14 protein-coding genes and 1 pseudogene are annotated in these 25,540 nt (G+C 63.6%); all 15 read left to right on the plus strand.

From position 1 onward, the window contains the following. Positions 1–114: 114 nt before the first annotated feature. The 15 genes and pseudogenes from ACWHYV_RS18755 to ACWHYV_RS18825 all read left to right on the plus strand — a co-directional run bounded on the left by ACWHYV_RS18755 (position 115) and on the right by ACWHYV_RS18825 (position 25,540). Positions 115–1,377, plus strand: a complete 1,263-nt coding sequence (locus ACWHYV_RS18755) for a TolC family protein (protein WP_447978008.1) — start codon at positions 115–117, stop codon at positions 1,375–1,377. A gap of 24 nt (positions 1,378–1,401) precedes the next feature. Then, positions 1,402–3,048 carry a FixH family protein gene (locus tag ACWHYV_RS18760; RefSeq protein WP_447978009.1) on the plus strand — a complete coding sequence of 549 codons (1,647 nt, stop codon included), beginning with the start codon at positions 1,402–1,404 and terminating at the stop codon, positions 3,046–3,048. Positions 3,049–3,132: 84 nt separating this feature from the next. Beyond that, positions 3,133–6,306, plus strand: coding sequence for an efflux RND transporter permease subunit (locus ACWHYV_RS18765; protein WP_447978010.1), 3,174 nt, complete (start codon positions 3,133–3,135; stop codon positions 6,304–6,306). A gap of 123 nt (positions 6,307–6,429) precedes the next feature. Then, a complete protein-coding gene (locus ACWHYV_RS18770; RefSeq protein WP_447978011.1) occupies positions 6,430–7,818 on the plus strand; it encodes a vitamin K epoxide reductase family protein in 1,389 nt (462 codons plus the stop codon). 1,107 nt (positions 7,819–8,925) lie between these two features. Next, the gene (locus ACWHYV_RS18775) at positions 8,926–10,179 is read left to right on the plus strand and encodes a TolC family protein (protein ID WP_447978012.1); all 1,254 of its coding nucleotides are present in this window, start codon (positions 8,926–8,928) and stop codon (positions 10,177–10,179) included. Beyond that, on the plus strand, positions 10,176–11,360 hold the full coding sequence (locus tag ACWHYV_RS18780) for an efflux RND transporter periplasmic adaptor subunit (protein ID WP_447978013.1): 1,185 nt from the start codon (positions 10,176–10,178) through the stop codon (positions 11,358–11,360). Before ACWHYV_RS18775 ends, ACWHYV_RS18780 begins: the two co-directional genes overlap by 4 nt. 1 nt (position 11,361) lies before the next feature. Continuing rightward, positions 11,362–14,490, plus strand: coding sequence for an efflux RND transporter permease subunit (locus ACWHYV_RS18785; RefSeq protein ID WP_447978014.1), 3,129 nt, complete (start codon positions 11,362–11,364; stop codon positions 14,488–14,490). Between the two features lie 12 nt (positions 14,491–14,502). Next, positions 14,503–14,828 (plus strand): annotated as a pseudogene (locus ACWHYV_RS18790) (YnfA family protein). A gap of 83 nt (positions 14,829–14,911) precedes the next feature. Then, entirely contained in the window at positions 14,912–15,514 is a 603-nt protein-coding gene (locus ACWHYV_RS18795; RefSeq protein WP_447978015.1) for a cation transporter, read from the plus strand. After that, positions 15,511–15,687 carry a hypothetical protein gene (locus ACWHYV_RS18800; protein ID WP_447978016.1) on the plus strand — a complete coding sequence of 59 codons (177 nt, stop codon included), beginning with the start codon at positions 15,511–15,513 and terminating at the stop codon, positions 15,685–15,687. Before ACWHYV_RS18795 ends, ACWHYV_RS18800 begins: the two co-directional genes overlap by 4 nt. A gap of 662 nt (positions 15,688–16,349) precedes the next feature. Continuing rightward, entirely contained in the window at positions 16,350–17,639 is a 1,290-nt protein-coding gene (locus tag ACWHYV_RS18805) for a TolC family protein (RefSeq protein WP_447978017.1), read from the plus strand. Further along, positions 17,636–18,841, plus strand: coding sequence for an efflux RND transporter periplasmic adaptor subunit (locus ACWHYV_RS18810; RefSeq protein WP_447978018.1), 1,206 nt, complete (start codon positions 17,636–17,638; stop codon positions 18,839–18,841). Before ACWHYV_RS18805 ends, ACWHYV_RS18810 begins: the two co-directional genes overlap by 4 nt. Before the next feature lie 88 nt (positions 18,842–18,929). Then, positions 18,930–22,130, plus strand: a complete 3,201-nt coding sequence (locus tag ACWHYV_RS18815; protein WP_447978019.1) for an efflux RND transporter permease subunit — start codon at positions 18,930–18,932, stop codon at positions 22,128–22,130. A 102-nt stretch (positions 22,131–22,232) separates the two neighbouring features. Beyond that, on the plus strand, positions 22,233–24,983 hold the full coding sequence (locus ACWHYV_RS18820; RefSeq protein WP_447978020.1) for a cation-translocating P-type ATPase: 2,751 nt from the start codon (positions 22,233–22,235) through the stop codon (positions 24,981–24,983). A 101-nt stretch (positions 24,984–25,084) separates the two neighbouring features. Next, a complete protein-coding gene (locus ACWHYV_RS18825) occupies positions 25,085–25,540 on the plus strand; it encodes a hypothetical protein (protein ID WP_447978021.1) in 456 nt (151 codons plus the stop codon).

Genomic DNA, 25,540 nt, shown 5'->3' on the forward strand with positions numbered 1-25,540 from the left:
GACCGATTCCCGACGGGGACCTGCCGTTTCTCGGCGGCGGGCCGCCTCTCTGTTCCGTTGATGCCCGTCGACCCGCCGGCGCGACAGCAGGGACAGAGATCGAAGGAGGCCGATATGCAGCATGTCACACTGTGGAGCATTTCTCTCATGTGTGCGGCACTGACCTTTGTCGCCACGCTTGCGAACGCTGAACCTGGGCCCGCGCCCCCACTCGCCCTTGCGGAGTTGATCGGGGAAGCGGTGGCGAGGAACCCGGAATTGCAAGCGTTGCGCCAACAATGGGAGGCGGCGACGAGCCGGGTCCCGCAGGCGCAGACGTTGCCGGACCCCACCTTCTGGATCCAGCTTTGGAATGTCCCGCAGCCGTTCGAGATCACACGGACCCAGAACACCATCTTCACGCTGGCTCAGAGGTTTCCATTCCCCGGCAAGCTGGCCTTGAAGGGCGAAGTGGCCGCACGCGGGGCCGGCATGGCCGAGCAAGCCTGGCACGCCAAGGAACGGGAGGTGATTGCGCGCGTCAAACAGGCATACTTCGACCTCTTTCTTGCCGACAAGGACATCCAACTTCATCACGAGCAGATCGACCTGCTCCGGCAGTTGTTCGAAAGCGCCAACGCCAAGTTCCGGACGGGGAAAGGGACGCAAGTCGACGTCCTGAAGGCCCAGGTCGAGTTGTCCAACCTCCATCAACGGCTCCCGGTGCTCGAGCAGCGACGGGAAACGGTCGGAGCCAGGCTCAACACACTCTTGGACCGTGATCCTCAATCCCCGTTCGGGAGCCCGCAAGAGCCGAGGCGGAAGGAGCTCGAGCAGTCGCTGGAAGAGCTGGAGCGGATGGCGATGGCGGCACGGCCCGAGCTGAAGTCGGCTGAGCTCGCCGTTCAACGGAATCAGCACGCCCGTGCGTTCGCCAAGCGCCAGTACTATCCGGACTTCGAGCTGGCCTTCCAGCGTTTTCAGAATTTTCAGGCAACCGACGGATTCGGGGCCATCGCGCAAGTGAGCATCCCGTTCTCGTTCTGGACCAAGCGGAAATACGACGCCGGCGTGCAGGAGGCGACGGCGGCGGTGGAGGCCGCTCGCGCCGAGTACCGCACCTGGCAAAACGTCACACGCTTTCAGATCAAGGACCTGGTGGCACAAGTCCGGGCGCAGCAACGGGTGGCCGAGCTGTACCGGACGACGATTCTGCCGCAGGCCGAGCAGAATTTGGAGGCGGCGCGCGCGGGGTATCGCACCGGACGAAACGATTTTCTCCATGTGATCGAGGCGGAACGCGCTCTCCTGGAGTTCCGGCTGGCCTACTACCGGGCCCTCGTCGACCGGGAGCACCAGGTCGCAGCGCTCGAGCAGGTCGTCGGAGCGCCATTGTGACGGGAGGAAGGAGGGATGGCGACGATGCTCACTCGAACACGTACGCGATGGCTCGCAACGGGAGTCGCGGCGCTTCTTCTGCTGACCGGAGCCTGGTTGCTGGTCACACGCGAGAGCCCCGAGCGACCCGCGCCGGATACGGCGACCGAACGCGGCCTCTCTGACCAAGGCACACCAGGGACCGGCACACAGGAACACGGCACGATGGGGTCGGCGGCGTCGCACGCGTATGCGACCCTGACACCGGCCAAACAGCAGTTGATCGGTGTGACGACGGCCGCAGTCGAAGAGCGGCCGTTGGAGACGACCGTGCGCGCGGTCGGTCGCGTCGAGTACGACGAGCAGCGGATCACGCACGTCAACCTTCGGATTTCGGGATGGATCGATGAGCTCCTGGTCGACTACACGGGGCAATGGGTACGCAAAGGCCAGCCCCTCTTCACCTTGTACAGCCCGGATCTGGTCGCCACGCAGGACGAGTTTCTGCTGGCGCTGCGAAGCCGCGAGAAGGTCAGGGCCAGTCCCATCCCCGAGGTGCGTGAACAGGCGGAGGCGCTGCTCGACGCCACGCGCGACCGCCTCCGGCTGTGGACGTTGACGGATCAGCAAATCGAGGCGATTGTCCGGCGGGGCAAGGCCAAGACCACTCTCACCATTTCCTCGCCCGTCACCGGCTATGTGATCGACAAGCAAGTCTTCAAGGGGATGTTCGTTCAGCCGGAGACGCGGTTGTACTCCATCGCCGACCTCGATCGGGTGTGGATGAACGCCGAAGTTTATGAATTCGAAGTGCCGTTCGTGAGGGTGGGCCAAACGGCGTCCGCGACGTTTGCGGCGTATCCGGGCGAAGTCTTTCAGGGCCGAATCTCGTACGTCTATCCCTACCTCAACCAAGAGGCCCGGACCGTCAAGGTGCGGCTCGACATGCCCAATCCAACGCTGCGGCTGAAACCCGAGATGTACGGCACCGTCCAGATCAAGGTGGACCGCGGGGTGCGTTTGGCTTTGCCCGAAAGCGCCCTCATGGATTCGGGGACTCGTCAGCTCGTGTTCATCGTTCGCGGAGAAGGCCTCTTCGAACCCCGGGAGGTCGCGGTCGGGCCGAAAATCGGCGCCTACTACGAAGTCCAGGAGGGGCTGGCGCCCGGCGACCGGGTCGTCACCTCCGGCACTTTCCTGATCGACTCGGAAAGCAGGCTCATGGCCGCCAGCAGCATGATGGGATCACTCGGCATGGCCGGGATCAAGATGGAGCAGGCGCAGATGGGCAAGATGCCCATGGGCGACATGCCCATGGGGGGAGCGCGACCCCAGGCAGGCACGCCCGTGGCCGAGACACCGCAAGAAAAGCAAGCGGGCGGGGTCACGATCGCTCTTGCGACGGAGCCCGCTCCGCCGCGTCTCGGCGAGAACCTCGTTCGTGTGACCGTCAAAGGCGAAGGCGATGCCCCGCTGTCCGATGCCACGGTTCGGCTCACGTATACGATGCCGATGCCGGGCATGATGCCGGCCACCGTCCCGATGAAAGCCGGGCAGGACGGCCGTTACGAGACGCAGATCAATCTCGGCATGGCCGGCCAATGGGATCTCACGGTCATCGTGCAGCGTCCCGGTCAGGCCGCCGTGAAAGGGACCTTTTCCGTGACAGCCGGAGGGCCGAAGGCCAAGTAACTGAGTAATTGAGTCATGAAATACTTGGCGAGCTGAATTACTCACTTACTAAGTTACTCAGTTACTTCATGCTCTAAGGAACCCATGATCGAACGGATCATCGCATGGAGCGCCAAGAACGGCTTTCTCGTCATCCTGGTCCTCGTGTTCGTAACCGGCTGGGGCCTCTGGGCCGTCTACCACACGCCCCTGGACGCGATTCCGGATCTCTCCGATGTCCAGGTCATTGTCTTCACCGAGTGGCAGGGGCGGAGCCCGGACCTCGTGGAAGACCAGATCACGTATCCCATCATCACCTCGCTGCTGGGCGCTCCGCGCGTCAAGTCGGTCCGTGGGCAATCCTTTCTTGGCCTCTCGTTCGTCTACGTCGTGTTCGAAGACGGCACGGACATGTACTGGGCCCGCAGCCGGGTCCTCGAGTACCTGCAGTCCGCTTTGGGGAAGCTGCCGGAAGGCATCACGCCGACGATCGGGCCGGATGCGACCGGGGTGGGCTGGGTGTACCAGTACGCCGTGGTCGATCGGTCGGGACGTTACGACCTCGCCGCCTTGCGCAGCTTTCAGGACTGGTATCTGCGGTACTGGCTCTGGAGCGTGCCCGGGGTGGCGGAGGTGGCGTCGGTCGGAGGCTTCGTCAAGCAATACCAGGTCAACGTCGATCCGACCAAGCTCCTCGGGTACCACATTCCCTTGAAGACGGTCATCGAGGCCATTCGGCGCAGCAACAACGACGTCGGGGGCCGCGTCGTCGAGATGAGCGAGCGGGAGTACATGGTTCGCGGATTGGGCTACATCCGCACGCTGGATGACATCCGGCAGGTCGCCATTGGCGCCGACCGGGAAGGGACCCCCATCCTGGTACAGGACATCGCGCATGTAACCTTGGGCCCCGATATCCGGCGCGGCGCGGCCGAGCTGGACGGCCAAGGGGAGGTGGTCGGGGGCATCGTCGTCATGCGCTACGGCGAACACGCGCTCGCCGTGATCGACCGTGTCAAACAGAAGCTCGAGGAGCTCAAAGGCTCGATCCCGCAGGGCATGGAAATCCTGCCCGTCTACGACCGCTCAGATCTGATCCTACGCGCGGTTGCGACGCTCAAGGAGAAGCTGATCGAGGTGAGCCTGGTCGTCGGCCTGGTCAGCCTGGTCTTTCTGTTCCACCTCCGGTCGGCATTGGTCGCGATCCTCACCTTGCCGGTCGCGATCCTGCTCTCGTTTCTCGCGATGTACTACCTCGGGATCACCTCGAATATCATGTCACTGGCCGGTATCGCGATCGCCATCGGTGCGATGGTCGATGCGGCGATCGTCATGATCGAGAACGCGCACAAACGGCTGGAGCTATGGCAGGAGCATCAGAGGACGGGAACGGGCCAACGGGAGTCTCGGACGGCCGTGATCATCCGAGCTGCGCAGGAGGTGGGCAAGCCGCTGTTCTTCTCGCTCCTCATCATCACCGTCTCCTTCCTGCCCGTCTTCAGCCTCGAGGCCCAAGAAGGCCGGCTGTTCAAGCCGCTGGCCTGGACCAAGACGGCCTCGATGTTCTTCGCGGCAGCGGTCTCGATCACGGTGGTCCCGCTGCTGATGGTCTGGCTGCTCCGTGGGAACATCCGACCCGAGACGGGCAATCCCCTCAATCGCTGGCTCATCCGCCTGTATCGGCCGGTCGTGTCCGGCGCCATACGGGCGCGCTGGCTGGTCATCCTCCTGGCCGGGCTCGCGGTGGCCGGGGCGGTCCCTCTCTATCAGAAGCTCGGATCGGAATTCATGCCGCCGCTCAACGAAGGCAGCATCCTGTATATGCCCACCGCGCTCCCGGGCATCTCGATCACGCAAGCCACACAGATCCTCCAGCGGCAGGATCAGCTCATCAAGCAGTTCCCCGAGGTGGATCACGTCTTTGGGAAGATCGGCCGAGCCCGAACGCCGACCGACCCGGCCCATCTCAGCATGGCGGAGACCGTCGTGACGCTGAAGCCCGAAGAGCAATGGCGGCCGGGCGTCACCTGGGATTCGCTGATCGCGGAGCTGGATGAGACCCTGAAATTTCCCGGCATGCCGAACATCTGGTGGATGCCGATCCAGACGCGGACCGAAATGCTGGCGACCGGGATCCGCAGCAATCTCGGGATCAAAATTCTCGGGCCCGACCTGGGCGAGATCGAGCGAATCGGCTTAGAGATCGAGCGTCTCCTGTCCGGGCTGCCGGGCACCCGCAGCGCCTACGCGGAGCGGGTCACCGGCGGCTACTATCTGGACGTGCGGGTGAACCGCGAGCAGGTCGCGCGGTATGGGCTGACGGTGGAAGATGTCGAGGACATCGTGGAGACCGCGATCGGCGGAAAGAACATCACCCAGACCGTCGAGGGTCGGGAACGCTACCCGATCAACGTGCGATACGCGCGGGAGCTCCGGGACGACGTCGAATCGTTACGGCGGGTCTTGGTGGCGACACCGCGCGGGGCCCAGATCCCGCTGGTACAGTTGGCCGAGATCTCCATGAAGACCGGCCCTCCGATGATCCGCGACGAGCAAGGCTCGCTGGCGGCGATCGTCTTCGTGGATGTCGCAGGGCGCGACCTGGGCGGCTATGTCGCGGAGGCCAAACGACTGGTCGCCGAACGGGTCACGGTCAAGCCGGGCTATCGCGTGGTCTGGGGCGGGCAGTACCGGTACATGGAACGGGCCGAGGGTCGCCTCATGATCGCCGTCCCCGTCACCGTCTTCCTGATCTTCGTCCTGCTCTATCTCACCTTCCGTTCGGTGGCCCGCACCCTCATCGTGCTCCTCTCGGTGCCCTTTGCCGTGGTCGGCGCGATCGTCTTCCTCTCTCTCCTCGACTACCATCTCAGCGTCGCCGTCTGGGTCGGGATCATCGCGCTCGCGGGGGTGGCGGCCGAGACCGGCGTGGTCATGATCGTCTTTCTCGATGAGGCCTATGACCGTCGGCGGCGCGAGGGCCGCCTGCGATCGATGGCCGATCTCCGCAACGCGGTCATCGAAGGCGCGGCGCAGCGCGTCCGCCCCAAGATGATGACGACGGCCGCGATCCTCCTTGGGCTCTTGCCGATCATGTGGGGCCACGGCGCCGGAGGGGATGTCATGCGGCGGATCGCCGCCCCGATGATCGGCGGCATGATCTCGTCCGCCATCCTGACCTTGCTGGTCATCCCCTCCATTTATTTTGTCTGGCGCAGCCGAACCCTCCTTCATGCGGCCGACAACACCACGGGCGAGCACCCCACCGAGCGACCTTGACCAGAAGCAGGACGACACCGGACCGCAATCCCCACCGATACTGCGCTCCACCCCCAACGCAAGACACTGAGCAGAAGCCGAGCCTCTGACATCGGAAGAGCCTTCAGTGAGGAGCGCATCGCGATGCCACACTCTCACCCGCAGGCAGCACACCGGACGATGGAAGAAGCCCACGAAGGCATGTCGGCTTCCGAGCATGACCGGATGCTCCTGGAGAATCACAAGCGATTCCTGTGGGCCTATTACACGAATCTTGTGTTGGGCGTCTGGCTGCTCACCAGTCCGGCAACCTTCGGCTATCAGTCGGGAGGTCTGACCTGGAGCGATCTCGTCAGTGGAGCCCTGGTGCTCGTCTTCGGCACCTTCGCATTGTTCCGTCGAGCCTGGGCAGGATGGGCGGTCTGCTTCACCGGGATCTGGCTCTTGTTTGCACCGCTCATCTTCTGGGCCCCATCAGCCGCCGCCTATCTCAACGAGACCGTAGTCGGCAGTCTCCTGATCGCCCTGTCCGTACTGATTCCCGGGATGCCGGGGATGGGATGGATGGAGATGCCCGGACCTGAGACGCCGCCCGGCTGGACCTACAATCCCTCCTCTTGGCTTCAGCGAGGGCCGATCATCGCCCTGGCGCTCGTGGGGTTCTTCATCGCCCGGTATTTGGCGGCCTACCAGTTGGGCCACATCCCGACCGCCTGGGACCCCTTCTTTGGCGACAGCACCCAGAAGGTGCTGACCTCGAAAGTTTCGAAAGCCTGGCCGATCTCCGATGCGGGCCTGGGAGCCCTCTCCTACCTGTTGGAAGCGCTCTCCGGCTTCATGGGCGATGGCCGTCGCTGGCGGACGATGCCTTGGATGGTCTTGATGTTTGCGCTGCTCGTCGTGCCGCTCGGCGCCACCAGCATCGTACTGGTCATTCTGCAACCCGTCTCGATCGGCATGTGGTGCACGCTGTGTCTGCTCGCGGCAGCCGCCATGCTCATCATGGTGCCGCTGGCCGTCGACGAAGTGATTGCGATGGGACAGTTCATGGTGCAGAGCCGACGAGCAGGCAAGCCGCTTTGGCGGACCTTCTGGATGGGCGGCAGCCTCGACGGTGGAGGACCCGACACCCGGTCGCCGGATTTTGGCGCACCGGCATGCGCAGTCGTGCCCGCGATGCTGTGGGGTGTGACGCTGCCCTGGACGTTACTGCTGACCACCGCGCTGGGCGTCTGGCTCATGATGGCACCCTCCGTCTTGGGAACCGGTGCCGCGCTCGCGGACTCCGACCATCTCGTTGGCGCTCTGGTCGTGACCTTCGGCGTGATCGCGTGGGCGGAAGTCACTCGATCGGCTCGATGGCTCAATGCCTTGCTCGGCCTCTGGCTTCTCACCGCGCCCTGGCTCTTGGGCGGAGGGACCTCTCTCGCCACGCTCAATGATCTCCTCGTCGGCCTCCTGCTCGTGCTCACCAGCCTGCCCCGCGGCACCGTGCGAGAGCGGTATGCCGGCTGGACTCGGTATATTGTGTAAAAGGAGGAGGAGCTCTGGTCCCAACTGATGCGTGCATCCGTCGACCAGAAGTGTGACTCGAAGGATTGGATTAACGAGGTTGAAAATGAACTTCCCCAGGTTATGGGGGCCGCCACGAACGTGATCTATCTCCTGTTGCTGTGGGCCACCGCGGGGACGACGTCAATAATGCGCTCATGGATCTGTCGATGTCCTAATTGCTGCGGCAGGTGTGAGACTCTCGGGCTCGGCATGGCCGGACATTCTCAGTGGTCTCGCCTTGGCACTGGCTTCTGTCGATCAGCCCTATTCGTCTTCTGGGATGCCTTCGGAGAGTTGCAGGCGGTCAAGTAACGTACGATTTGGGCGCGTCCCTTTCCCTTCAAGGAAGGCAACCAACGACCGGCCGGTAACAAGTTGACCTGTTTGAGACGGCATGTCTTGCTCGGGAACCCATCCACAGTCTGTGCATAATGGTTTTATGTGCCTCCTGGCCTGTGCTAGGGTTATGGTTGTGACGTCTGTCATACGTTCCAAGAGTTCGCAGCGGACGGCGTTAGTGCTGTGGGTGTCTTTGTGGATGCTCATGGTGCCGTGGGTCCACGTGCATCCCGAGGTGGAGCACTCTCACGGCGAACCGGGTCACGAGCATCACGCCGTCATGCATACTGTGTTCTCGGGAACTCTGGAGTGTGAGTCTCGCACTCATCCGCAGGCGAATACTTCTCCGAATAGCACTCACCCCCATGCTCCAGCTATTGGTGACCGGGTACAACCGCATACCCACGCCGAACTTGATTACATCCTGGCCGCCTCCTCGACTACCCCCCAGCTCGGCAAAGCCATCCTCAGTCTCTTTGCCCTTATTGAAGGAGGATTCTTCCCGATTCCGATCGTCATTCCGGACCATGCCTCGGAGGTGGTCCGCAGGCCGGCGATGCGCTTTCTTTCGACGGCCATACCCCTTCGGGCTCCACCCCTCGCACTTTCCTGATTTCCAGATCGACTGATGTTTGTTCTGTGAAGTAGGCCCATGATCGCCGGCTGCGTCCGGTTCTCAATGGCCGCAGCCCACAGTTGAATCCGCTGGGCTGTGGTCCTGCTTCACAAGAAGGAAGGAGGAATCCCATGGCTATTCTGTCAATGGTCGTCGTGTGTGTCACGATGCCGGCCTTGGTTCTGCTCTCGACCGATGCGCTGGCAGCAGAGTTGTCAGCAGTCTCCTATGATCTCCAGGCCGTCATTGCACTGGCTCTTGAGCGCAGTCCCATTATCAGCGCAGCGCAGGCGTCCATCGAACAAAGCCGCGGACATCACGTGGCGGCGGGAGCCTATCTCAATCCCACCATTACGGGCTCGGCAGGCCGCGGCGCGATTCGAGATCCGAGCACGGGAATATCGATCGTCGAGCGAACCATTACCGTCGAGCAGCCGCTCGAATGGCCGGCCAAGCGGGCCGCGCGCCAACGGGTCGCGGAAGCGGGGGTCGCCGGTGCGAGCGCGGGGCTCGAGGAGGCCAGACTGAATCTGAGGGCCGACGTCAAGGTGGCCTTCTATCAACTGTTATTGGCGCAGCGCGATGCCGAGATGGCGCTGAAGAACCTAGCGGCGGTCGAGGAGCTGTTCGGCATTGTGAAAGCCAGGATCGCCGCCGGCGAGGCGACGCGCTTTGAGGCGCTCAAAGCTCAGGTTGAAGTACAAAAGGCCTGGAAAGAAGTGTCGCGCACCCAGAACACGCTACTCACGGCCCGCGTGCGCCTGAATCGTTTGACAGCGGACGGACTCCCGAGGCAATTCACCATTCAGGGGGATTTCGAGCTGCTTACCGAGGACCTGGATCTGGACCGGCTCACGGCACTCGCGCTCGAGCGGCATCCGTCCCTCCGCCGGTTGGCCAAGCTCGTGGAGCAGGCGGAGCAGGCTATCGTACTCGAACGGGAATCACGCATTCCCACCGTCGCCGTATCGGGCACCTACCACCGTGAAGCGGGAGACGAGGCGGTGATTGCGGGACTCAGTGTGCCGATCCCGCTTTGGTACCGGCGCCAAGGAGAGATCCAGGCAGCGTCGGCGGCGAAACACCGAGCCGACGCCGAGCGCGCGCGCGTCGAGAACGAATTGGTGACCGCCGTGACCGAGTACGCACAGGAAGCTCGAACAGCCAGGGAGCAAATCGACGTATTTGAGAAGGGCTTGCTGAGACAGGCTGAAGAGGCGCTGGAAATTGCGCGTGTCAGCTTCAAACACGGAGCCGCCAGCCTCTTAGAGCTGTTGGATGCGCAGCGGGTGTATCGGCAAACGCTGTTGGAATACGCGCAAGCCCGATCGGCGCATTCGATTGCTTTGGCGCGCCTCGACCGGTGGACGGGAGGGATCCGATGACGGCCGGAAGAGCCCGGCCTGCCTGCATAGTTGCCTGGCTGCTGTTGGTACTTGGAGCGGCGGGATGCGGGGAACGAAGCACCGAACCGCCGTCAAAGCGTACGGCCGACGAGAAAGCAAACACGGAGAGCCGGCAGACGATCCAGCCGCCTCCGGTTGTCCAAAGCCGGCTGCGTGTTGAGCCGGTGACGGTGAAAGTCATCCCCGACACGGTCACGGCGCCCGGCGAGGTCGCGCTCGATCTCAAGCAGGTGGCCAAGATCACCTCACGGATCGAGGGGCAGGTCGAGCAGATCCATGTCCAACTGGGAGACCGGGTGAAGAAAGGCGACCCGCTGGCGGCGATCGTCAGCCTGCAGCTCGATCAACTCATCGAAGAGTACCTGGTCGGCAAGGTGCAGGCCGACGTGGCTGAGAACGCGTTCCGTCGAACGGAAAAACTCCGGGCGGACGACATCGTGCCGGAGCGGAAGCTGATCGAAGACAAAGGCCGGTACCTGGAAGCGAAGGCGCGGTACCAGCATATCCGGGAGAAGCTTGTGAACATGGGGCTGTCGGTCACGGAATTGAGCGAGCTCGAACGGAGCCGTCATGATGAGAGCCACCGATATACGTTGCGATCTCCGATCGCCGGAACGGTGGTGTCCCAGAATGCCGTGCGCGGACAGGGGGTGGCGCCTGGGAACGAACTCTTTGAAGTCGTGGACACCAGCCGGGTGTGGGTCTTCGCCAACCTTCCGATTGAACTCGCCCGCAAATTCAAAGAGGGAGATCAGGGCCGGATCATGCCCAAAGGCGGGGAGCCGGTCACTGCAGCACTGACGTATATTGCGCCAGTCGCCGAGGAGAAAACGCGCACGGTGAAGGTCCGGTTTGATGTCCCGAACGCTGCCGTCCGTCTCAAACCCAACGAATTCGTAGAAGTCACGCTGTCGGTCGATGGTCCTCAGGCCCTGGCTGTGCCGGCTTCGGCTGTCACCATGGTGGAGAAGACACGCGGCGTATTCGTGCAGCGTCCGGACGGCTTTGTGTTCACCCCTATTGAAACCGGCCGAGAAGCGGGCGAGTGGATCGAGGTCATCAAAGGACTTCAGGCGGGTGAGCAGGTCGTCACCGACGGCGTCCTCGATCTGAAGAACGTCCTGCTGAAGGAACACATCGAATCGGGAGCGGGGAGCTGAGATGGCGACATTGCTGACCCTCTCGCTGCGATATCGATTCTTTACCCTGGTGGCGATCGTCTTGGTCATCGCCGGGGGGCTGTGGTCGCTCAAGAGGCTGCCAATTGATGCGGTACCGGACCTGACCCCAATCCAAGTCCAGGTCCTCACACGCGCACCGGCGTTGGGCCCCGTTGAAGTCGAGCAGTTGGTCACCTTTCCGATTGAAGCGGCCCTGACTGGTCTGCCCGGCTTGCGCGAGCTGCGGTCGGTCTCGCGGTACGGCTTGTCCGCCGTGACGGCCATTTTCGAAGACCGCGTCGACATTTACCGCGCAAGGCAATTGGTCAGTGAACGGCTGAGCCGGGCAATCGAACGGATTCCCCACGAATACGGCCGCCCGATGCTCGGCCCGCTGGCGACGGGCCTGGGAGAAGTGTACATGTTCACGTTGAAGAGCGAGCGGCTCAGTGCGATGGAGCTACGGACCATGCTCGAATGGGACATCGGCATGCGCCTCCGATCAGTGCCGGGTGTGGTCGAAGTCAATATCTGGGGTGGTGAAGCGCAGCAGTATCAGGTGATCGTCGATCCTGCCAAGCTCCTCGCCTATCGGCTCTCCCTTGCACAGGTCTTCGAGGCGCTTGCGCGCAACAACGCGCTCGCCGGAGGCGGCTACATCGAGCACCAGCGCGAGCAGCTCCTCATTCGGGGAGAAGCGCTGGCCACGACTCCCCACAGCATCGCCAAAATCATCGTCGAACACGGGCCGGGAGGGGTCCCGATTCTGATCGGTGATCTGGCGGAGGTCAAGGCAGCGCCGGCCCTGCGTATCGGAGCAGCGACAGCAGAGGGAACGGGCGAGACCGTGATCGGGCTGGTCCAAATGCTGGCGGGGGAGAACGCCCACCAGGTGGTCGAGCGCGTCAAAGCGCGCGTGCAGGAGATTCAAACCAGTCTCCCGGCCGGCGTGAGAATCGAGCCGTACTATGACCGGACCGTATTCGTCTCGAAGGTCATCAGGACCGTCAGGAACAATCTCATGGAGGGCGGGTTGCTCGTCGTGGCCGTCCTGTTTTTGTTCTTGGGGAACCTCCGTGCGGGCTTGATCGTGGCCTCGGCGATCCCGCTCTCGATGCTCATCGCGTTCATCGGCATGGCACAGGCCGGGCTTTCCGGCAATCTCATGAGCCTCGGCGCCATTGACTTCGGGCTCCTGGTCGACGGGTCTGTCGTCGTGATCGACAACATTCTGCGGCGGTTCTCGACGGTGTCGCCTCGGACATCGGAAGAACGCCTCGCCGAAATTCGGGCGGCGGCTGGCGAAGTGCTGCGCCCGGTCAGCTTCGCCGTTGGCATCATCATCTTGGTGTACCTGCCGATCCTGGTGCTGACCGGCATTGAAGGGAAGCTGTTCCGCCCCATGGCACTGACCGTCATTCTGGCGCTCACCGGCTCTCTCCTGATTGCCGTCACCGTCGCCCCGGTTCTCGCTTCGTGGTTCCTGTACCCGAACTCGGAGAAGAAAGAAACCCGCCTGGCCGGCTTCTTAAGACGCGTCTATGCTACCGCTCTTCGCTGGACAATCAAGCGTCCGAGGTGGGTCGTCGTTCCGGCTCTGGTGCTGTTTGGGCTGAGCCTCGGGATCGGCTGGAGCCTCGGGCTGGAATTCGTCCCCAGACTGGACGAGGGTGATCTTGCGATTCAGGTCTGGCGCCTGCCCAGTGTCTCGTTGAGCGAATCGGTCGCGACTTCGCTAGAGATCGAGAAAGTCCTGAGGACGTTTCCTGAAGTCATCACGGTCGTCACGCGAACCGGCAGTCCCGAAATCGCCACCGACGTGATGGGCATCGAGCTTTCGGACGTCTTCGTGATGCTCAGACCCAAGAAGGAATGGTCGAGCGCGAGGACACGAGAAGCCTTGATCGAGAAGATGAAAGCGGCCATTGAAGCCTCGGTACCCGGCGTAGGCCTTGGGTTCACCCAGCCAATTGAGATGCGCTTCAACGAATTGATCGCCGGGTCGCGTTCCGATCTAGCCGTCAAGATTTTCGGCGAGGATCTGGATCTGCTCAAGCAAACGGCGGAAGCCACGGGGCGGGCGATCGAGAAGGTCCCCGGCGCCGCCGATGTCAAGGTCGAGCAGATTGCCGGGCTGCCGATACTCCGGGTGATCGTCGATCGAGACCAAATCGCCCGCTACGGTTTGACGGCCGACGATGTGCTGGCCGTCGTCGAGACGGCGCGCGCCGGACGCGTGGTTGGGACGGTGATCCAAGGCGTGCGGCGCTTCGAGTTGGTCGTCCGCCTACAAGCTGGAATCACGATCGATCCTCGCACGTTGGGAGCTGTGCTCCTTCCGACTCCTGAGGGGGAACTCGTGCCCCTGTCCCGGATTGCCGGTATTACCCTAGACAGCGGACCGGCTCAAGTCAGCCGGCAGGACGTGCAGCGGCGGATCATGGTGGAATGCAATATCCGGGGGCGGGATCTCGGGAGCTTCGTTGCGGAGGCCCAGCGCATGGTCGCTGAGCAGGTCGCACTGCCGTCTGGCTACTATGTGGTCTGGGGCGGTCAGTTCGAGCATTTGCAGGAGGCCGTGCGCCGATTGGCCGTCGTGGTACCGATCACCCTGCTGCTGATTGTGAGCCTCTTGTCGGTCATCTTCGGCGCCACACGCCCAGCCCTGCTGATTTTTTTGAACGTGCCACTCGCCTTATCCGGTGGCATGCTTGCGCTCTGGGTTCGAGGCCTCCCGCTCAGCATTTCAGCCGCCATCGGATTTATCGCACTGTTCGGCATCGCCGTCCTGAACGGCGTGGTGTTAGTGAGTCATATCCGGCAGCTTCAGGCGAGCGGCATGCCGACCGATCAGGCCGTGATGCAGGGCGCGATGGATCGACTACGGCCGGTCGTTATGACCGCGTTGGTGGCTAGCCTGGGGTTTGTGCCGATGGCCCTCGCCACGACGATGGGCGCAGAGGTGCAACGGCCGCTCGCGACGGTGGTGATCGGTGGGCTCATCACATCCACGGCGTTGACCCTGCTGATCATCCCAGCCCTCTATTCCAGAAGTCATCGTCGCGGCCAAACCGTCTCTGTAACCACGGAATGCCCGAGACCGGAACGGCAAGCGGTCTGGCAGGATTAGAAAGAGGTATTCATGTCAATATCTGTTTCTCTCGGACTGTTTGTCCTTTCCGGCCTATGTGAAATCAGCGGCGGCTATCTCGTGTGGCTGTCGCTGCGAGAAGGCCGGCACTGGAGCTATGCCTTGCTAGGAGCCGCAATTCTGATCCTGTACGGAATCATTCCCACCCTTCAGCCCGCGCACTTCGGACGCGTCTACGCAGCCTACGGCGGGATGTTCATCGTGCTTTCGCTGCTTTGGGGGTGGGCGTGGATGGGATCAGGCCGGACCGTCTCGATGTTGTTGGAGCCATGATCAGTCTCATCGGCATGGCGGTCATCATGTACAGTCCTCGGTGACTATCTGAGGCCCGAACTGAGCCGATGAAAAAGTGGGAAATTATGGAGTTCTAGGAAGAGACAATGAACAACCGGGGCTTGGCATGATGGGGACGGTGGGGCACGCGATCGCGACCGTCGCGGTTCTGAACCTCAGCTACTTCGGAATAGAGTTCGCCATCGCTATGGCGATCGGATCGGTCTCCTTGTTTGCCGACAGCATCGATTTCCTCGAAGACACAGCGATCAACTTCTTGATCCTACTGGCGTTCCGATGGACTGCGCGAAACAAGGCACGTGTCGGAATGGCTTTGGCGGCCATTCTGCTCGTCCCCGGCCTAGCCACGCTGTGGACCGCATGGGAGAAATTGAACATCCCGTTGCCGCCGGAACCGCTGCCACTCTCATTGGCGGGCGCAGGGGCGCTCACGGTAAACCTGTCCTGTGCATGGATGCTGACGCCCTACCGCCACCACAGTGGCAGCCTAACCCGGGCGGCGTTCCTCTCGGCCCGGAACGATGCCCTAGCTAATCTGGCGATTATCGCAGCGGGGCTCCTTACGGCCTACACGCTCTCGGCATGGCCCGACCTGATTGTGGGGCTGGGGATTGCCGCCATGAACGCCGACGCGGCGAGGGAAGTTTATATGACGGCGCGGAATGAGAGCATGCTGGCAGATCAGAAGCTTCAAACTGATTCAACATGATGAGCGAATTTTTACGAGTGCTCGCCTTGGCCGCGTTGCCGGCGCTCGGCAATTTCGCTGGTGGTCTCCTCGCCGAGCGGTACGCCATCTCAGAGCGGGCACTCAGCTTGGCCTTGCATGGCGCCGCGGGCGTCGTGATGGCTGTCGTCGCAGTCGAGCTGATGCCCGGCTGAATGCTTGGTTGGGCTGGTGGTGGGCGGATCCGCTCGCCGCCCTCATTATGGTTCCGATTATCGCCAATGAAGGCCAAGAAACCTTGCGAGGCAAGACCTGCTGCGAAGATCACTGATCTGCAAACCGGAAAGCCGTCTTGGACCCACATGATTCGGCAGTCGCCACCACACGTTGGCTTCGCTTGCCATTGTCTTCGAATGGCGGTATCCTGCGTCAGGATGTCTCGCCTTTCGGTCCAACGATTCTCGCTCACGCTCATCGTGGCGCTCTTCCTGTGCCAGGTCCTCGGTGCCTTCTGCCCCATGGTGGTTCCCGCGACGTTCGCGGGGGACACCGCTCTTCACCAACTGCATACGGGCCACCCCCATGCCACCCACGGCATGCTTCGAGAAGGCACGTGCCCTGATTCATTGATCACCCCCCTCAAGGCTTCCGACATGCCCCTCGACGCGTCTGTTTCAGCCGACGTCGACACCTCGGAAGAGATCCCGTTCACCTCAGAGCGCGCACGTCATCACGCGCGCCATCCTCATGAGTCATCCCCCCTTCCTCTCTATACGCTCCTCTCGACCTTTCGCATCTGATACCCTACCCGCGCTTCGTTCCGTTCTCGACCGGTCCCGACCCGTTCCCACAGAGCCCTTCTTGAAGAGAGGTTGGTATGCGTGGCTACCGACTATTCCAGACCGCCCTCGTGCTTGGTGTTGGTCTCTCGTGTCTCCATGGGCCGGCGTCCCAACGGGCGTTGGCCGACGAGCCGAGATTATCGTTGCAGGGCCTGATCGAGGAGGTCACCCAGCGGAACCCGGACATCAAAGCCGCGCGTCAACGTTGGGAGGCGGCGAAAGCGGTCGTGCCCCAAGTCCGCGCCCTGCCGGACCCGCAACTCCTCGCCGGTTACCAGCGGATGCCGATGACCGATCCGCTGCAGGGACCGATGTACGGCGTCGGGCAGGAGATCCCATTTCCGGGGAAGCTGCGGCTGCGGGGGGAAATCGCGCAGCGCCAGGCCGAGCAGCTCGAGCAGGCCTATCTCGCCACCCGGCTCGGGGTCATCGCCCGGCTGAAGCAGACCTACTACGACCTGCATTTCGTCCACAAGAGCACCGAGGTCGTGGAGCGCAATAAGGTCCTGCTGCAACAGTTCGAGAAGACGGCCAAGGCGCGGTACAGCGTCGGGCAGGCGGCGCAGCAGGACGTGTTCCGGGCGCAGGTGGAGATTTCGCGAGTCCTCGACCGGCTGGCGGTGTTGGACCAACAGATGGAGAGTCTCCATGCCGAGATCAACCGCCTGCTCAATCGGCCGCCGGCCGACCCGCTCGGAACCCCCGAGGAGGTCCAGATGACCCTGCTGACGCTTCCATTGCCCGAGCTGAACCGGCGAGCCGAGGACCTCTCCCCGGCCCTCGCCGCCGCCGGGAAAGGCGTCGAACGAGGGGAACAGGCGGTCTCGCTCGCACGGCAGCAGTACTTCCCCGACTTCGACGTAACCGCGCTCGGCCTCCGCAACGATCGCATCAACGACAACGGGTATCAGCTCATGCTCGGGATCCGTATTCCGCTGTACTACCAGAGCAAGCAGCGGCAGGGCGTGAGGGAGGCGGCATCCGGCTTGGCCAGCGCACGCGAAGAGTTCTCGGCCGCTCGACAGGAGACGCTGTTCCGGGTCAAGGACGCGTTCGTGCAGGCGCAGCGCGCCGAGCGGCTCGTCACGATCCTGCGGGACGCCATCATCCCCCAAGCGACGCTCGCCCTGCGCTCGGCGCAGGCGGGGTATGCGGTCGGCAAGGTGGACTTCCTCACGTTGCTGAACAGCTTGCTGACCTTGCAGGACAGCGAGCTGGAGCTGCACGGGGAGATGGTGGCGCATGAGAAAGCGCTCGCGCGGTTGGAGGAGGTGACCGGAGGCCCCCTGCTCGGAGCCGAGGCGAGGAGGACCGAGACTCGATGAGCCGTGCCTGGCTGGCCTCACTGATCCTGCTCGGGCTCGTCGTGGCGGCCGTCGCCGTGTGGACGACCGCCCGCCCACCGCTCGTGCCGCCCGCCGATTCCGGTCAGGAGGCGGTGCACAGGACGCCGGACACCGCGGGGCACGAGACCCACGACGTGAAGCCGGCATCCGAGCCGGATGCCAACACCGTGACGATCCCCGCGGACCGCCTGCAAGCGATCGGGGTCACGTTCCAGAAGGCCGAGGTGCGCACGATGGAGCGGCTCATCCGCACGGTAGGGCGGGTGGAGGTCGACGAGCGGCGCCTGGCGCGGGTCAATCTGAAGTTCGAGGGATGGATCGAGGACCTGCGCGTGAGCGCCGTGGGCGATCACGTCAAGAAGGACGCGATCCTCTTCACGATCTACAGTCCCGACCTCGTCGCCACGCAGGAGGAGTACTTACTGGCCCTGCAGAGCGTGCGGCAGTTCGGGGCGAGCGAGTTTCCCGAAGTGGCGCGCGGCGCAAAGGATTTGCTCGAGGCGACGCGACGCCGGTTCGAGCTGTGGGACGTGCCCGACTACCATATTCGTGAGCTGGAGCACACCGGGAAGGTCCTGCGCACCCTTCCCGTCCATGCGCCGCTGACCGGCACCGTCATCCGGATGCAGGCCCGCGCCGGGACGTACGTCACGCCCGGGACCGAGCTGTATCTGATTGCCGACCTGTCCCGTTTGTGGATCCTGGCGGATATCTATGAATACGAGTTGCCGTACATCAAGGTCGGGCAGGGCGCGACCGTCACCTTGTCCTACGATCCGACGTTCAGGCAGCATGCGCACGTCGGATTCATCTATCCCACGCTCGATCCAAAAACCCGCACCGCCAAGGTGCGGTTCGAGTTGGAGAACCTCGGCGAACGGCTCAAGCCCGACATGTATGCCAATGTGGAGCTGGCGGTGCCGCTGGGCAGGCGGCTGGCCGTTCCCAGGGACGCGGTCCTGGAAACGGGCCAGCGACGCCTCATCTTCATCCATCACGGCAGCGGCACGCTCGAGTGGCGCAACGTCACGCTCGGCGTCCAGGCCGATGACTGGGTCGAGGTCTTGCAAGGGGTCCGAGAAGGAGAACACATCGTCACCTCGGCCAATTTCTTGATCGACAGCGAGAGCCGATTGAAGTCCGCCGTCGAAGGCATGGCCGGCATGCCGGGGATGAAGTGAAGATGTTAGGTCGGTTGAGTCGGTTCGGTCCGTTAGTCCTTGCAACGGACAAAACGGACCCAACTGACTGAACGGACAAACGCCCACCATGGTCAACGCCATCATCGAGTTCAGCGCCCGCAACCGATTCCTCGTGCTCCTGCTCGTGTTCGGCGCGGCCTCCGTCGGGCTGTGGACCCTGCGACAGACGCCGGTCGACGCCCTGCCCGATATTTCCGATACGCAGGTCATCGTCTACACCCCGTGGCCCGGTCGATCGCCGGATCTAGTCGAAGACCAAATCACGTACCCCGTCGTCACCGCCCTGTTGTCCGCCCCCAAGGTGACGGTCGTCCGCGGCTTCTCCGACTTCGGCTACTCCTACGTCTACGTCCTCTTCGAGGACGGCACGGACATCTACTGGGCGCGCTCGCGGGTCCTCGAATACCTCAGTCAGCTTGCCGGACGGCTGCCGGATGGGGTGGCGCCGCAGCTCGGGCCTGATGCCACCGGCGTCGGCTGGGTCTTCCAGTACGCCCTGATCGATGAGTCCGGCCGCCACGACCTGGCGTCGCTTCGGACCTTCCAGGACTGGTACCTGCGGTACTGGTTGCGAAGCGTCGAAGGGGTGGCGGAGGTCGCGAGCGTCGGCGGCTTCGTCCGGCAGTATCAGGTGAACCTCGATCCCACCAAAGTCCTGGCCTACCGCCTGTCGATTCCCGCGATCGTCGAGAAGATCCGCCAGAGCAACAACGACGTGGGCGGCCGCGTGGTGGAGTTCTCCGGCATCGAGTACATGGTGCGGGGGCGCGGGTACATCAAGCGAGCGGACGACATCGAGAAGGTGGCCGTGGGCGTGAACGAGAACGGCACGCCGATCTTGCTGCGCGACGTCGCCACCGTCCGGCTCGGGCCGGATATGCGGCGCGGGTTGGCGGAGTTGGACGGGCGGGGGGAGGTGGTCGGCGGCATCGTGATCATGCGCTTCGGCGAAAACGCCCTCACGGTCATCGAGCGGGTGAAGGCCAAGCTGAAGGCGCTGGAGCCGTCGCTGCCGCCGGGGGTAAAAGTCCTCTCGACCTATGATCGCAGCGACCTCATCCGCGAGTCCATTGCGACGGCCAATGAAAATCTTGCCGAGGAGCTGATCGTGACGGCCGTCCTCATCGTGGCCTTCCTCCTCCATGTCCGGTCAGCCGTCTTGCCGATCCTGACCCTCCCGCTCGCGATCCTCATCGCCTTCATCGCGATCTACGTGATGGACATCGGGCTCAACATCATGTCGTTGGGCGGCATCATCGTCGCAATCGGCGACATGGTGGACGCCGCGATCGTCATGGTGGACAACGCCCACAAGCGGCTGGAGGAATGGGAGCAGCACGGCCGGGCGGGCGATCGCACCCAGGTCCTGATCGATTCGGCGAAGGAAGTCGGCCCCGCCATGTTCAGCTCGCTGCTCGTGATTGCGGTGTCCTTTCTCCCGATCTTCGTGCTCGAGGCGCAGGAAGGCCGGATGTTCAAACCGCTCGCCTTCACCAACTTCCTCGGGATCGTCGCCTGCGCGGTGCTCGCGATCACATTGATCCCGGCCCTGCTGCCGACCTTCATGCGGGGCCGGATTTTTCCGGAGCAACGACATCCCGTGACGCGCGTCCTGCAGCGGCTCTACGCGCCGGTGCTGGCGCTCACGCTCCGCCACCGGATAGCCGCCGTGCTGCTGGCCCTGGCCCTGATGCTCAGCACCATCCCGATCTATCTCAAGATGGGCTCCGAGTTCATGCCGCCGCTCTACGAAGGCACGATCCTCTACATGCCGACCACGCTGCCCGGTCTGTCGGTGACCGAGGCGAGCCGGCTGTTGCAGGTCATGGACCGGAAGCTCCGGGCCTTTCCGGAGGTCGAGCGGGTCTTCGGGAAAGCCGGGCGCGCCGATACCTCCACCGATTCGGCTCCGTTCAGCATGATGGAGGTCGTGGTGGAATTGAAGCCGCGGGAGCAATGGCGGCCCGGCCTGAGCTATGAGGCGCTGGTGGACGACATGGACCGCGAGCTCAAGTTCCCCGGAGTTACGAATGCGTGGACCATGCCCATCAAAGCGCGTATCGATATGCTGACGACGGGCATCCGGACTCCCGTCGGCATCAAGATCTTTGGGCCGGACCTCACCCAGATCGAGTCGATCGGCAAGCACATCGAAATGGTGGCGATGCAGGTGACCGGTACGAGGACCGCCTATGCCGAACGGGTCTCGGGGGGCTATTTCCTGGATTTCGAGATCAACCGGGAGCAGATCGCCCGTTATGGCTTGCAAGTGATGGACGTGGGTCGGGTCATCGAATCGGCGATCGGCGGCGAGAACATCGCGACGACGATTGAAGGCCGGGAGCGGTATCCGATCAACGTCCGTTACCTGCGGGAGCTGAGGGACGAGCCGGAGAAATTGGCGCGCGTCCTCGTCGATACACCGACCGGGGCGCAGGTGCCGCTGGCCCAGCTTGCGACGCTGCGGTTCGTCAACGGCCCGCCCATGATCCGCGATGAAGACGGCATGCTGTCCGGCTACGTCTACATCGATATGGCGGGACGCGACGTCGGAAGCTACGTCAACGACCTGAAGCAAGCCGTCCAGCAACAGGTCACGCTCCCGCCCGGCTACACGATCGCGTGGTCCGGACAGTACGAATTCATGCAGCGGGCCTGGGAGCGGCTCAAGCTCGTCGTCCCGGTGACCCTCCTCATTATTTTCATCCTCTTCTACTTTACCTTCCGATCGGTGGCCGAAACCGGCATGGTGATGCTGGGATTACCGCTCTCGCTGATCGGGGCCCTGTGGTATCTGTCAATCCTCGAATACAACATGAGCATCGCCGTGTGGGTCGGCGTCATCACGGTCATCGGCACGGCCGCCGAGACGTCCGCCGTCATGCTCGCCTATCTCGATGAGGCCTGTGCGCGACGCAAGCGAGCCGGGGGACTCCAGAGGCTCGACGACCTGATTGCCACGGTGCATCGAGGGGCGGTGGAGCGCATCCGGCCGATGGCCATGATCGGGTTCGTGGACGTGATCGGCCTGCTCCCCGTCATGTGGGCGACGGGAACCGGAGCCGACGTGATGAAGCGGATCGCCGCCCCGCAGGTCGGCGGGGTCTTTTCGGTCATGATCCTGACGTTGCTCGTGATGCCCCCTATTTACACCATGTGGCGCTGGCGAGTGGAGAGGAAGGCTCTCAACGATGCCCAAGCCGGCCGAGACGGCGCCCCACGCGAACAGAAACCGGCCGTGGAAGCGGAACCGGCGATACCGAAATGAATCGATCGAGGCACGGGAGATCGTGAGTCTGTCTGTCCACCAATGCGCGAAATCCTCGGCACGTGCAAGAGGCGCCTGCCGGGCGGTCACGAAGGCCACACGTTGAATCAAGCACCTGATCCAACAGAACCGGAGAGGGCGCGACTTCCATGGCATGCCCAGCCAGGGGAGACGCTCGCCCGCGAGCTGGGCGCCGATGTCGAGACCGGATTGAGCGAAGAGGAGGCCCGCCGCCGGCTGATCGAGCACGGCCCCAACGAGCTGCCGGCCGCGCCGCCCGCATCGCCGCTCGCCCTGTTCCTCGAGCAGTTTTCCAGCGTCATCATCTGGGTGCTGATCGGGGCCGCCGCGGTCTCGGGGCTGCTGGGCGAATGGATCGATGCGGGCGCGATCTTGGCCATCGTGGTCCTCAACGCCGTCTTGGGCTTCGTGCAGGAGTTCCGGGCGGAGCGGTCGCTCGAGGCGCTGAAGAAGATGGCCGTCGTGATGGCGCACGTCGTGCGCGCCGGCGAGCTCCGGGCCGTGCCGGCGCGGGAACTGGTCCCGGGCGATCTCATCCAAATCGAGGCCGGGGACCGGATTGCGGCTGATGCACGGGTGATCTACGCCACGGCGTTTCAGACGCAAGAAGCGGCCCTGACCGGCGAATCGACGCCGGTGTCCAAGTCGATCGAGCCCATCCTCCAACCGGACATCCCTCTTGGGGATCGCCGCAACATGGTCTATTCGGGGACCATCGCCGTGTCCGGCCGGGCCCGGGCCATTGTCATCGGCACCGGGCTGCACACCGAGCTCGGCAAGATCGCCGCGCTGATTCAGACGGCGGCGCAGCGTGCGCGGATGGACACACCGCTCCAGCGCCGACTGGAGCAGCTCGGACACACGCTGCTCTGGCTCTCGTTGGGCATCGTGACCGTGGTCTTCCTCCTCGGCGCATTTCGGGGGGTCCCGCTCGGGAGCATGTTCCTGACCGCGGTCAGTCTCGCCGTCGCCGCGATTCCCGAAGGGCTGCCGGCCGTCGTCACGATCACGCTGGCGCTGGGTGTGACCCGCATGGTCCATCGCCACGCGCTCATTCGTCGGCTCCCGGCCGTGGAGACCCTGGGGTCGACGACCGTGATCTGCTCGGACAAGACCGGCACGCTGACCAAGAACGAGATGACCGTCACGGCGTTGTACCAGGACGGGGAGGTGGTCGAGGTGTCCGGCGAAGGCTATGCGCCCGTGGGAGAGTTTTCGTCGGGTGGACGTCGTCTCGCGCCCGACGAGCGACCGGGGCTGACGGCCCTCCTGCACGCCGCGGTCCTGTGTAACGGAGCCGCACTCCGGCAGGAGGGCGAGAAGTGGTCGGTGGTGGGAGATCCCACGGAGGGCGCGCTGCTGGTCGCCGCCCAGAAGGCGGGGGTTGTGAAGACCGCGCTGGAACGGGAAGCGCCTCTCCTCGGCGAAGCGCCGTTCGATCCGGAGCGGAAGAAAATGACCATCGTCCGGCGGACTACCGCCGGCCCGGTGGCGTTCGTCAAAGGGGCGCCCGATGTGCTGCTGCGCAATTGCGCAACGGAGATGACGCGGGATGGCACCGTGAGGCCGCTCACGAAAGGGCAACGGGAAGCCATCCTGGCCGCGAACGGGCGCTTCGCGGCCCAAGCCCTCCGCGTGCTCGGCGTGGCGATGCGGAGGCTGGAGCATGAGCCGGCCCGCTACGGCGCCGAGGAGCTCGAGCGCGACCTGACCTTTCTTGGCCTGATGGCCATGAAAGACCCCATCCGGCCCGAAGCGAAGGCCGCCGTGGAGGCCTGTCGGACGGCCGGCATCCGAACCATCATGATCACCGGCGACCACAAGGACACCGCCGTCGCCATCGCGCGCGAGCTCGGTCTGCTGGACGATGGGGCGGAAGGGATCTCTGGAGCCGAGCTGAATGCGCTCTCGGATGAGGAGCTGGTCAAGCGCGTCCCGCGCATCGGGGTCTATGCGCGGGTCTCAGCCGAGCACAAGCTCCGGGTCGTGCGGGCCTGGAAGCGCCACGGGGCGGTCGTGGCGATGACCGGGGACGGAGTCAACGATGCGCCGGCCGTCAAGGAGGCCGACATCGGCGTAGCCATGGGCATCACCGGGACCGATGTGACCAAAGAGGCCTCCGACATGGTGGTAACCGACGATAATTTCGCCTCGATCTCGGCGGCCGTCGAAGAGGGCCGCGCGATCTTTCAGAACATCCGCAAGGCGGTGCATTACCTGCTTTCCTGTAACATCAGCGAGATCCTGGTGATGCTGTTCGCGACGCTGATGGCCCTGCCGCTGCCGTTGCTGCCGGTCCAGATCCTCTGGATCAATCTGGTGACGGACAGCCTGCCGGCTCTGGCGTTGGCCATGGATCCCAAGGCGCCGGACCTGATGCGGCATCCCCCACGTCCGGTCAACAGCCGCCTGCTCGACCGTGACCGGATCTTCCTGATGTTCGTGCAGGGCCTGTTTCTCGCCGTCGTCACGATCCTCGGTTTCGTCTACTGCCTCTACAGCATGGACAATGACCTCGGCCGGGCGCGGACAGCGGCGTTCACCGTGCTCGTCATCGCGCAGTTGGCCCACGCGTTCAATATCCGGAGCGACCGGGAGTCTTTGTTCACGATCGGACCGTTCACCAACCGCTACCTGGTCGGCGCGACCGCGCTCGCCGCCGGTCTGCAGGTGGCGATCATTCTGTTCCCGCCGGCCCATGAAATCTTCAAGGTCGCGCCCTTCGATTTTGAACACTGGCTGCTGTTCTTCGGCTTGGCCGCCGTGCTGCCGGTGGTGGCAATGGAGCTATGGAAGGCCGCGCGGCGAGCGGCGAGCAACGAAGCCGGCTAACGGTCGGTTCAAGCGTCGTGTTTGACGTCCTTGCGCGCTTCATTGAGGTGCTTGAATGCGGTTCAGCGTATCCGTATGGTGGACCGGAGAGGACGCCAGTGATGCCTTCGACACCGACGGGGCCGACGGCCAGCCCAGCGCCCATCGCCTTCCTGTTCGACGTGGACAATACGCTGCTGGACAATGACCGGGTCACCGCTGATCCCCAGCGGCATCTGGCCCACAGCGTCGGACCCGAACGGCAGCAACGGTACTGGGTTCTGTTCGAGGAGCTGCGGCGTGAGCTGGGAGATGCCGACTACCTCGGCGCACTCCAGCGGTACCGTCTCGAGAATCCTCGAGATCCCGACCTGTTGGAAGTGTCGCACTTCTTCGTGAACTATCCCTTCGCCAATCGCCTGTTCCCGAGCTCGCTCGACGCCATCGAGCATTGCAGTCAGTGGGGACCGACCGCCCTCTTCTCGGACGGCGACGTCGTCTTCCAGCCGCTCTGTCATGGCCGCCTGGGGTGCGCGAGTCACGACCATTTTTCCGCGTCAGGGGCACTACGCGCATGA

Source organism: Candidatus Nitrospira bockiana (genome assembly GCF_965152565.1).

Coding starts and splice junctions, on each gene's coding strand:
- ACWHYV_RS18755 (WP_447978008.1), top strand. CDS start 115: ATGCAGCATGTCACACTGTGGAGCATTTCTCTCATGTGTGCGGCACTG.
- ACWHYV_RS18760 (WP_447978009.1), top strand. CDS start 1,402: ATGCTCACTCGAACACGTACGCGATGGCTCGCAACGGGAGTCGCGGCG.
- ACWHYV_RS18765 (WP_447978010.1), top strand. CDS start 3,133: ATGATCGAACGGATCATCGCATGGAGCGCCAAGAACGGCTTTCTCGTC.
- ACWHYV_RS18770 (WP_447978011.1), top strand. CDS start 6,430: ATGCCACACTCTCACCCGCAGGCAGCACACCGGACGATGGAAGAAGCC.
- ACWHYV_RS18775 (WP_447978012.1), top strand. CDS start 8,926: ATGGCTATTCTGTCAATGGTCGTCGTGTGTGTCACGATGCCGGCCTTG.
- ACWHYV_RS18780 (WP_447978013.1), top strand. CDS start 10,176: ATGACGGCCGGAAGAGCCCGGCCTGCCTGCATAGTTGCCTGGCTGCTG.
- ACWHYV_RS18785 (WP_447978014.1), top strand. CDS start 11,362: ATGGCGACATTGCTGACCCTCTCGCTGCGATATCGATTCTTTACCCTG.
- ACWHYV_RS18795 (WP_447978015.1), top strand. CDS start 14,912: ATGATGGGGACGGTGGGGCACGCGATCGCGACCGTCGCGGTTCTGAAC.
- ACWHYV_RS18800 (WP_447978016.1), top strand. CDS start 15,511: ATGATGAGCGAATTTTTACGAGTGCTCGCCTTGGCCGCGTTGCCGGCG.
- ACWHYV_RS18805 (WP_447978017.1), top strand. CDS start 16,350: ATGCGTGGCTACCGACTATTCCAGACCGCCCTCGTGCTTGGTGTTGGT.
- ACWHYV_RS18810 (WP_447978018.1), top strand. CDS start 17,636: ATGAGCCGTGCCTGGCTGGCCTCACTGATCCTGCTCGGGCTCGTCGTG.
- ACWHYV_RS18815 (WP_447978019.1), top strand. CDS start 18,930: ATGGTCAACGCCATCATCGAGTTCAGCGCCCGCAACCGATTCCTCGTG.
- ACWHYV_RS18825 (WP_447978021.1), top strand. CDS start 25,085: ATGCCTTCGACACCGACGGGGCCGACGGCCAGCCCAGCGCCCATCGCC.